The 3,135-nt window shown below is 73.0% G+C and carries 3 protein-coding genes; 2 read left to right on the plus strand and 1 reads right to left on the minus strand.

The features are described from left to right. The coding region (locus VOI19_RS17085; protein ID WP_323794155.1) for an acyl-CoA carboxylase subunit beta at nucleotides 1-1,297 on the minus strand (1,297 nt) is incomplete at its 3' end. Nucleotides 1,298-1,378: 81 nt separating this feature from the next. Between VOI19_RS17085 and VOI19_RS17090 the strand changes: the two genes are divergently transcribed. Together VOI19_RS17090 and VOI19_RS17095 are read left to right on the plus strand one after the other, a co-directional pair. Beyond that, the gene (locus VOI19_RS17090; protein ID WP_323794156.1) at nucleotides 1,379-2,260 is read left to right on the plus strand and encodes a DUF559 domain-containing protein; all 882 of its coding nucleotides are present in this window, start codon (nucleotides 1,379-1,381) and stop codon (nucleotides 2,258-2,260) included. A gap of 108 nt (nucleotides 2,261-2,368) precedes the next feature. Next, nucleotides 2,369-3,135 (plus strand): aminotransferase class V-fold PLP-dependent enzyme (locus VOI19_RS17095; RefSeq protein WP_323794157.1); only part of this gene is annotated, 767 nt, incomplete at its 3' end.

Here is a 3,135-nt window from a genome sequence, read left to right on the forward strand (position 1 = left end):
GGCCCATCGCGCCGAGGTGGGCGCCCGGCCAGGCCAGCGTCATCAGCGGCTCGTGGGTGCTGCCGCCGAGCATCGCCTGCGCACCGAGGCCGTAGCCGCGACGCAGCACGACACCGACCAGCGGCACCTCCATGGCGGCGGCCGCGACGAGGAGCCGCGAGGTGTGCCGCACCAGGCCGGTGCGCTCGGCCTCGGCGCCGACCATCATCCCGGGGGTGTCGACCAGCGAGACCACCGGGAAGCCCCAGGCGTCGCACAGCTGCAGGAAGCGCGCCGCCTTGTCGCCGGCGTCGGCGGTGATCGCCCCGGCCATGTGGCGGGTGTCGTTGGCGACGAACCCGACGGTGCGGCCCTCGATGCGACCCAGGGCGGTGCACAGCTCGGGCGCGAACCCGGCCCGCAGCACGGTCACCGAGTCGACGTCGGCGATCCCCTCGAGGATCGGCTCCACGTCGTACGACGTCCGCTCGCCGTCGGGCACGGCGTCCCGCAGCGCAACCTGCGTGGCCTCGTCGGGGGCGGTCCAGCCGTCGTCCGCGCCGAGGAAGTAGCCGATCAGGGCACGGGCGGCATCGACCGCCTCGCCCTCGTCGACGGCGAGGTCGACCACCCCGTTGGCGCTCATCACGTCGAGCGGACCCACGTCGGCCGCGGCGACGTCACCGAGCCCGCCGCCGGCGATCATTGCGGGACCACCCATGCCGAGCGAGGCACGCGGAGTGGCGACGATCAGGTCGGAGCACCCGGCGATGACGGCGTTGCCGGCGAAGCAGTTGTCCTCCACCACGGCGAGCCGCGGGGCGTTGCCCGACAAGCGCGCCCAGGCGGCGAAGGTCGTCACGTCGAGGGCCGAGACGAGCGGGATGTCGGTGTCGCCGGGGCGGCCGCCCCCGCCCGCCGTGAAGAAGACCGTCGGCAGACGAAGGCGACCGATGACGTCGAGGAGGCGATCGGTCTTGCGGTGTCCGCGCATGCCCTGGGTGCCGGCCATCACGAGGTAGTCGTAGGAGAGCACCGCGACCTGACGCCCTTCGATGGTCGCGAGCCCGCCCACGATGCCGTCGGCGGCGGTGCGGTCGAGCAGGTCGTCGTCGGTGCGCTTGTCCGACTGCGCGGCGGTGACGAAGCGGCCGTACTCGACCAAGCTGCCCTCGTCGACGAGGGCAGCGATCTGCTCGCGGGCGGTGCGGCCGCCGCGTGCGTGCAGCTTGGCCACGGCCTCGGGACGGGCGGCGTCCTCGGTCAGGGCGCGCCGGGCGAGCACCTCGAGCAGCTCTGGGCGGATCTGCGATGACATGGGCGCGAGTGTAGGGAGGGGAGCGGGCGGGCCTGTGGACGACCGGTTGCGGCGCGTGCCTGCTGAGTCGAGCCTCGTGACATGTCGGTGGTCGAAGAGCTGGAGCGGCTCGGTGGGGTGGCTCGCCGGAGCGCCCTGCTCAGGCGGGTCGAGCGGGCGGATCTCGAGCGGGCCATCGCAGTGGGCGACATCATCCGCATCGGACGTGGCCGCTACTCGCTGCCCGGTGCTGACGACGCCGTGCAGGCGGCGGTCGCGTGCGGCGGCGTGGTCGGACTCGTCGACGCGGCGCTCCATCACGGCTGGGCGGTGAAGGCAGTTCCGCGAGTCCCTCACGTGGTCGTCAGCCGCGGGCGGCGGGTCCCGTCCTCCGTCTCGGCCGTGATCCTTCGCGCCGAGCTCGGCCCGGCCCAGGTGGACGGCCACTGGACAGCAGTCGAGACCACGCTCGAGCACTGTCTGCGCCACCTGCCGTTCGACGAGGCGCTCTGCATCGCCGACTCGGCGCTTCGCGAGGGCGTCGGCCGCGACGTCCTGGATCGCCTCGCGGAGCGGGCGAAGGGGCCCGGGTCGGCGCAGCTCCGGCGGGTGGCGGCGCAGGCGTCCGCGCTGGCGGCCAACCCGTTCGAGTCGTCCGCGCGGGTGATCGGGCTCGGGGTGCCCGGGCTCTCGCTCGTGCCACAGGTGCGGCTTCCCGGGCTGCCCTACCGGGTCGACCTGGCCGACGAGCGGCTGCGGATCGCGGTCGAGTGTGACTCCTTCGAGTGGCACGGCAAGAGGTCTGCCCTCGAGCGTGATGCGCGTCGCTACAACGCGATGGTGCTCGAGGGCTGGATCGTCCTGAGGCTCTGCTACCACGACGTCATGCACGACCCCGATGCCGTGCGCGCGACGCTCCTGGCGGCGGTGGCTCTCGCCGAACTGCTGAACAAAGCCACCCGTCGGGCCGGTCCTGCCGCCTGAGCACTGCCCTTCGGCAGCCGATTGTTCAGAAGTTCGGCACGAACAGGGCCTCGGAGCGGTGACCCATGGCGTTGAAGGCGTCGATGGGGGCGCCCGTAGGCTCGACCGGTGACCCCCAACGCCACCGCCACCGCTGTTGAGCTCGACCTCGCCGACCCGCTAGCCGCCCACCGCGACCTCTTCGTCGGCACCGAGACCCCGGTGGTCTACCTCGACGGCAACTCGCTCGGCCGCCCGCTGCGCGCAACCGCCGGTCGCCTGAGCACCTTCGTCGAGGAGGAGTGGGCCGGGCGGTTGATCCGCGGCTGGGACGAGCGCTGGATGGACCTGCCCGAGGTCCTCGGCGACGCGATCGGCGCCCAGTGCCTGGGCGCCTCGACGGGACAGACGATCGTCGGCGACTCCACCACGGTGCTGCTCTACAAGCTGATGCGTGCCGCGGTGTCGCTGCAGGCCTCCGACGCCGGTCGCACCGAGATCGTGATGGACCGCGACAACTTCCCGACCGACCGCTACGTCGCCGAGGGCGTCGCCGAGGAGCGCGGGCTGAGCCTGCGCTGGATCGACGTCGACCCCGATGCCGGGGTGACGGCGGAGCTGCTGGCCGAGGCCGTGGGGGAGCGGACCGCGCTGGTCGCGCTGAGCCACGTCGCCTACCGCTCGGCCTGGATCGCCGACGGCGCGGAGCTGACCCGGATCGCCCACGACGCGGGCGCGCTGGTGCTCTGGGACCTCTCCCACTCGGTCGGCTCGGTGCGGGTCGCGCTCGACGACTGGGACGCCGACTTCGCCGTCGGCTGCACCTACAAGTACCTCAACGGCGGGCCCGGCGCTCCCGCCTTCGCCTACGTGGCCGAGCGACTGCTCGATGACGT

Source organism: Nocardioides sp. (assembly GCF_034670285.1).
GTDB lineage: Bacteria > Actinomycetota > Actinomycetes > Propionibacteriales > Nocardioidaceae > Nocardioides.